This window comes from Bacillus hominis, assembly GCF_018332515.1.
Lineage (GTDB): Bacteria > Bacillota > Bacilli > Bacillales > Bacillaceae_G > Bacillus_A > Bacillus_A hominis.
Genome location: NZ_BOQD01000519.1, coordinates 1 through 3,354 on the forward strand (window position 1 = coordinate 1; position 3,354 = coordinate 3,354).

The window sequence follows — 3,354 nt, forward strand, 5'->3', positions numbered from 1 at the left end:
CAGATTTTCGGTCTCAAAAATTAGGTTTTATTTTTCAAGATTTTAATTTACTAGAAAACTTATCAATTTATGAAAATATCGCTTTACCACTTTCTCTGCAAGGCGTACCATCAAGTGAGATTACTGGAAAGGTAAATGAGGTAGCAAAGAAATTAGGGATTACTGAAATTTTAGCTAAATATCCGTCATCCGTTTCTGGTGGACAAAAGCAAAGAACAGCCGCAGCACGGGCTTTAGTACATAATCCAGCAATCGTATTAGCAGATGAACCGACTGGGGCACTTGATAGTAAAAATGCAAAAAGCTTATTAGAAGCGATGCAAGATTTACATGAAAATCACAATGTAAGTATTTTGATGGTGACACACGATGCATTTAGTGCGAGTTACTGTGAGCGAATATTATTTATCCAAGACGGTCTTCTTTATAAAGAATTAAAGCGTCAAGGAACACGAGAAAATTTCTATCAAGACATTTTAGGTGTGCTCGCTCATATGGGCTCAGCTGCTGAGTCTAAGTAGGGGGGCGAGACTATGTTATTCAAATTATCACGTCATAGTATGAAAAAGATGTTAAAGGATTATATGGTTTTACTTATTGGTCTCGTTATTAGTATTAGTATCTTTTACATGTTCCAAACGATGGCGATGAATAGTGAATTTACGAAGGATAATAGTCTTATTAGTAGTATTAGACTCGTATTCTGGGTAGGTGCAATATTACTTTCTTTCATAACTGTATTTTATATTATATATGCCAATTCTTTTTTACTTACATTAAGAAGAAAAGAACTCGGTATGTACATGATGCTTGGAGCGAAAAAGAAAAAAGTAGCGCAATTATTATTTATTGAGACTTTTGGTATGGGTATTGTCAGTATTATTATCGGTATTTTAGTAGGAATAGTACTTGCTAGTGTAGCAGGGAATTTTTTAATGAATGGAATGGAAATTTCAGCAAAAGGTAATTACGCATCTGTGTACACACCAGCTATATTAGTTACATCTATTTTCTTCTTAATATTATTTTTCATTACTGGTTTAATGAATAGTTTCCGATTATTACGTAAAACAGAATTAGAGTTAATACGTGAAGACGAAACGCAAGATGAAGTTAAGAAAAGCAAAACTCGCACAGTTATTATGACAGCACTAGGTGTGTTACTAGTAAGTACAGGATACTATTTTATGGTAAATATAAAAATGTTTGCTGAACTAGGATTTATAATAGCGACAATCGTTACGACATTAGGAACGTATTTCATTTTCAACTCATTACTTCCACTTTTTGTAATGAAAATTAAGGGGAATAAAAAACGAAATGAAACGGGCTTAAATAGTTTTACTTATGCACAGTTACGTTTTCGAGTAACTAGTTTATCGAGAGTACTAGGTACTGTAGCGATGTTAATTGCATTGGGTGCAGGTGCGATGACAGCAGGTATGGCGTTTCAAAAGAACGTAGGTATTATGACAGACTTCTCACGTGTGTATGATGTCGTAATTCATGATCCAAATGAACAAGATAAAGCAGCATTAAAAGAAATGGAAATTGTTGAAGAAAGTAAGTATAAGTATAAAGTAGATGAAGAAGCAGTTTATTACTTACGTAACGACTTAACTGAAAAACCACCACTTATTTCAGATCATTTTGATACAAAAACTTTAAAAGAGCCTGCTCGTAAACGTGTGGCTGAACCTTTAACTGAACCTGTATATTCTGCTTTGGAAGCTCCCGAAGCAGCGAATAAGCTTCCTCGCATGCCAAAAGATTGGGAAGATGCAGTTGTAAGAGAAATACAAATTACACATAATCAATTTAACGGAAAACCTGTAAGAATTGCTGATGAAGAGCATTATAAAGGAATTCAAGGAACAGAACACACTGTAACACTAGCAAAAGTAGATGATATGAAAAAATATAAACCACTGTTGATCGAAATAGACAAGAGACAAAAAGAACAAATTGAAAAAACAATAGGTGCAAAAGTGGACTTATTTACGAAAATGACAATTTATCAGTTCATGAATAGTTTCATGAGCGGAACAATGTTTATGGGATTCTTCCTCGGAATTGCCTTTTTAGCAATGATGGCGAGTTCTCTTATGTTTAAAATATTAACAGGAGCCTCTCGTGATGTACGTCGTTATGAAATGCTACGGAAAATCGGTGTGAGACGTAGTATGTTAACAAAAAGTATATATAAAGAAATTTCATATTTATTTATCTTCCCAGCAATTATTGGAATTTCCCACGTTTTAGTAGGGCTTAACTTATTCAGCTTTATATTAGTTGACCCATTTGTGAAAGTATGGGTGCCGATAGGGATCTTCTTAGTCATTTACTTTATTTATTACTGGATAACGGTTCAACTTTATAAAGGTATGGTAATGCCGAAAGAAGAGGTAGCGAAATAGTTTAAGAAAAGAGTCCTTGTTTTGAAAACAAGGGCTCTTTTCTAGTATGTAATGAATTAAGAAGGGAAATGTTGGATAATAGTCGAAAAATATAATAAAGCTTCCGAGAAATGACGGAAATCGCTACATTTTGTCGAGGGAGGAGTGATTTCATTACAAGGTATAGGCGCAATACATGGTTTTTATTTCTGAATATTCATTTAAATAAAAGGGGTAATTGTTATGTTTATTCGAATTGGTAAGTGGTGTGGCGTTACATGTTTACAATTATTTGTTGCAACCCTATGCATAATTTGTCTAGGCGCGCTCCCTAAGTTATTTAAGGGGCTGCAAATTGATTTAATCGGTTTTTGGAATGCAATCATATATGTAGGAGAGCAATTACTTCATCCAACTGAAATTACATATGGGTTTCAGGCACCGAGAAAATTATTTCCGCAAATTTGGATCCATTATATTGAAACGATGATAGTATTTCTTTCAGCTTTTTTACTTTCCTTATGTATAGCATATGTACTTGTTGTTTTTGTGCTACAGCGTTCTCCTATGAAACAAAGAATATGGAACGGGATTTTTCTTGCGCTTGAGAGCATACCAGATATTTTACTTATTTTATTATCGCAACTTCTTGTCATAATTATTTTTCAAAAAACAGGTTTTATGCCTATCAAACTTGCTGGATTAGGAGAAGAAAAAGTACGTTTGTTACCAATAATATGCCTTACTATACCTACAACATTATTATTTATTAAGCTACTATTATTACGTTTTAGGGAAGAATTAGAGAAAGATTATAGTATATTTGCAAAGAGCAAAGGACTAAGTTTAAGGCATATTTTGACGCACCATATTTCAAGGAATGTCTTGTTAACAACAGTCTATTATGCAAAAACAAATATTTTATTTATGCTATCCAATTTATATATTATTGAATGGA

Annotated in this window: 3 protein-coding genes; all 3 read left to right on the forward strand. The window is 33.2% G+C overall.

Annotated features, from left to right (window positions below):
* The coding region (locus KI356_RS27055) for an ABC transporter ATP-binding protein (RefSeq protein WP_212936987.1) at window positions 1-521 on the forward strand (521 nt) is incomplete at its 5' end.
* A gap of 12 nt (window positions 522-533) precedes the next feature.
* A complete protein-coding gene (locus KI356_RS27060; protein ID WP_212936988.1) occupies window positions 534-2,417 on the forward strand; it encodes an ABC transporter permease in 1,884 nt (627 codons plus the stop codon).
* A 222-nt stretch (window positions 2,418-2,639) separates the two neighbouring features.
* The coding region (locus KI356_RS27065) for an ABC transporter permease subunit (protein ID WP_212936989.1) at window positions 2,640-3,354 on the forward strand (715 nt) is incomplete at its 3' end.

Excerpts from the sequence above, each read along its gene's own strand:
- KI356_RS27060 (WP_212936988.1), top strand. The coding sequence starts at position 534 with ATGTTATTCAAATTATCACGTCATAGTATGAAAAAGATGTTAAAGGAT.